Source organism: Mycobacterium sp., assembly GCF_035603715.1.
Taxonomy (GTDB): Bacteria; Actinomycetota; Actinomycetes; order Mycobacteriales; family Mycobacteriaceae; genus Mycobacterium.
This window is the reverse complement of the sequence record NZ_DATNJW010000555.1, coordinates 1-3,060: the sequence shown is the minus strand read 5'-3', so window position 1 is coordinate 3,060 and position 3,060 is coordinate 1. Positions and strand designations below refer to the sequence as shown.

At 67.8% G+C, this 3,060-nt stretch carries 2 protein-coding genes; both read right to left on the bottom strand.

Features of this window, described 5'->3' with window-relative positions:
* A partial coding sequence (locus VN856_RS22800) for a CoA transferase (protein ID WP_325693309.1) occupies positions 1-2,044 on the bottom strand: 2,044 nt, incomplete at its 3' end.
* Positions 2,041-3,060: aldehyde dehydrogenase family protein (locus tag VN856_RS22795; protein WP_325693306.1), on the bottom strand; the 1,020-nt coding region annotated here is incomplete at its 5' end. The genes VN856_RS22800 and VN856_RS22795, both read right to left, overlap by 4 nt.

Here is a 3,060-nt window from a genome sequence, read left to right as displayed (position 1 = left end):
TGCCGTGTTCCCGAAGGGCGGCAACGATATTGGTGGCCGACCGTGTTCGGGTCCAGGTCGCGACCGCTTCATCGAAGGCCTCGTGATCGTCGGCCGCCAGGTCGGGGCGATCCATCAGGTGCGTCAGCCGCGACCAGTCGGCGTCGTCGCGCACCGACAGTGCCACCCACGTGTCGTCGCTGTCCGTCGGGTAGACACCCTGCCGGCAGCCTCGCCGCCGGTTGCCCTCGCGCGGTGCGACGATGCCGTTCATCGAGTACTCGATCACCGGTTCGGCCGTGACCGCGGCGCCGACTTCGATCTGCGCGACCTCGATCAACTGGCCTTCGCCAGTGCGACGGCGGTGGTCGAGCGCGGCCAGCAACGCCACCCCGGCGTGCACACCGACGATGGGGTCGGCCGGGCCCTGCACATTGCACGGCGGACCTTGCGGGTAACCGGTCGCCGCTGACATGCCGGACACCTGTTCGATGTTCAGCGCCCAGCCGACGTAGTCGCGCCACGGGCCGTCGAGGCCGAATCCCGGCATGCGGACGGCGATCACGTCAGGGCGCAGCGCGGCCAACGATTCGTAGTCCAGCCCGAACTGCTCCACCACGCGCGGGGAGAAGTTCTCCACGACGATGTCGGCCTGCGCGGCCAGCCGACGAGCGAGGTCGCGGCCGGCCGGTGAGCTCAAATCCAGTGTGATGTCGCGCTTATTCAGGTTGGTGGCCTGCCACAACGGGCTGCGCTCGTACCAGTCTTCGCCCTCGAACGGCTGGGCGCCCGAATAACGGAATCCGTCCGGCCGTTGGATCGACTCGAGTTTGACGACGTCGGCGCCGAATGCACCGAGATAGCAGGTGAGGTATCCGCCCGCCCAAAATGTGGTCAGGTCAAGCACTTTCAGGCCGGCGAACGGCAGCGACGGGTCCGCCACCGGATCGGCCGCCGGTCGCGCCGGCGGGTGATCCATTCCCGACCTGTCCCCCAGGCTCGGTGCGGGACGGGCAGGCACCGTCGGTGTCTTCGAGAGGCGAAACGGCGGTCCCGGTCGTCGAAACGACCAGTCCCTCCCGCCGCCGTCGACGAAAAATCCCCGCTTGGCGTACTGCGGATTGTCTAGCGTCCCAGCGCCGTCGGCGACAGGAGCCGCCGGAATGCGAAGTGCCTGACTGAGTTCGACGATGTCGGAGACGGTTCGCTGGTCCAGCCACGGCTGCGCCGCCGCGTAGAACTCGGCCCGCTCCGGCCCGCCCATCATGATCGCGAACTGCTGCTCGCCGTACTCCGGAAGCCCGAGCATTGCGCACACGTCGAGCCAGTGCTGCCCGGTCAGACAGTTGATCCCGACCCAGCCGTCGGCGGCGCGAACCACACCCAGCATCGGAGACTGGCGCACGCCGGTGGGCAGGCCGAGAGCACGCATCCGCTCGTACATCAGCATCGGGTACGGCAGCGTCGACAGCAGCGCCTCTAATTGGCAGACGTCGACCTCGGTCACCTGACCGGCCGGTGCGACTCGCAACGCGGTCATCGCGCCCAGCGCGGCGTAGGCCCCCGCGACGTATTCGGCGATTCGGGCGCCGGCCTGCACCGGCGGCCGTTCTGGGTCGCGCGCGCTGATCCAGCCCGATATCGCCTGCATGGTCAGCGGCGTGGCATCGCGATCCCGAAATGGCCCATGCTGTCCGAAATTTGAGATCCGCACGATAACCAGCCGGGAATCGTGCGGATCCAGCGCCGCCAGGGTTCCGGGAGCCGACGCGTCGATCAGCACGTCGGCGTCGGCGATGAGCCCGCGCGCGGCCGCCGCATCGCTGTCGCGGGTGAGGTCCAAGACTGCGCCGCGTTTGCCGGCGTTGAGGTACTCGAACAACCCGGACCGATCCGGGTCGGGTTCGCCACCGGGAAACGGGCCCCACTGCCGCAGCGGATCACCTTCTGGTGTTTCGATTTTCGTGACATCGGCGCCGAGATCAACGAGCAGTTTGCCGCAGTAGGGACCGGAGATCTCGTCGGCGATCTCGACCACCCGAAGCCCGTCGAGGGGGGCTGTCACGCCGGCAGTCCCATGGCCTTCGGCTCCATGTACTGACGAATTCCGACGATCCCGCCGCTCTCCCGGCCGATCCCGCTCTGATTGAACCCGCCGAACGGCGCGCCGCCCGGCCCGAACCCGTTGACCGCGATCTGCCCGGTGCGGACCCGTCGGGCGATCGCGAGCCCACGCTCGACGTCGGTGCCCCACACCGCGCCGGACAGCCCGTACTGCGAGTTGTTCGCGATCCGAACCGCGTCGTCGTCGTCGCGATAGCGCAGCACCGACAGCACCGGCCCGAATACCTCTTCCTGGGCGATGGCGGCGTCCGGCGTGACCTCGGTGAGGATCGTCGGCTCGAAGTAGTAGCCACCGTTCAGTCCGGCGGGCCGACCGCCACCGGTCGCCAGCTTGGCGCCGTCACTGAGTGCCTGATCGACATGCGCTTGAACGCGTTCGCGCTGTGCGGCGCTGATCAGTGGGCCCATCTGCACGTCCGGATCGGTTGGATCGCCGACCTTCACCGCCCGGGCCATCGCAACCAGCCGATCGACCACCTCGTCGTGAATCGCGTCGGGCAGCAGCATCCGGCTGTGCAGAATGCAGGCCTGCCCGGCATGAAATGAGCAGGATTCGAACAACATTCGCTGCAGCAGTTCGTCATCCAGCGCGACGTCATCAAGGACGATGCTGGCCGACTTGCCGCCGAGCTCGAGCAGCAGCCGCTTCATCGTTGCGCCGGCGGCGGACATCACCTCGCGGCCGACCACCGAGCTCCCGGTGAAGCTGACCATGTCGATCCGCGGGTCGACGGTCAGCATCTTGCTGGATTCGATGCTGGTCGGGGTCACGACGTTGACCACACCCGGTGGAATATCGGTGTGCTCGTCGATGATTCGGGCCAGCGCCAGTCCGGCCAGCGGCGCCAGCGGCGACGGCTTGAGCACGACGGTGTTGCCGGCGGCCAGCGCGGCGCAGACTTTCATCACGTTGAGGGTGTGCGGGAAATTCCACGGCGTCAGGATCGACACCACGCC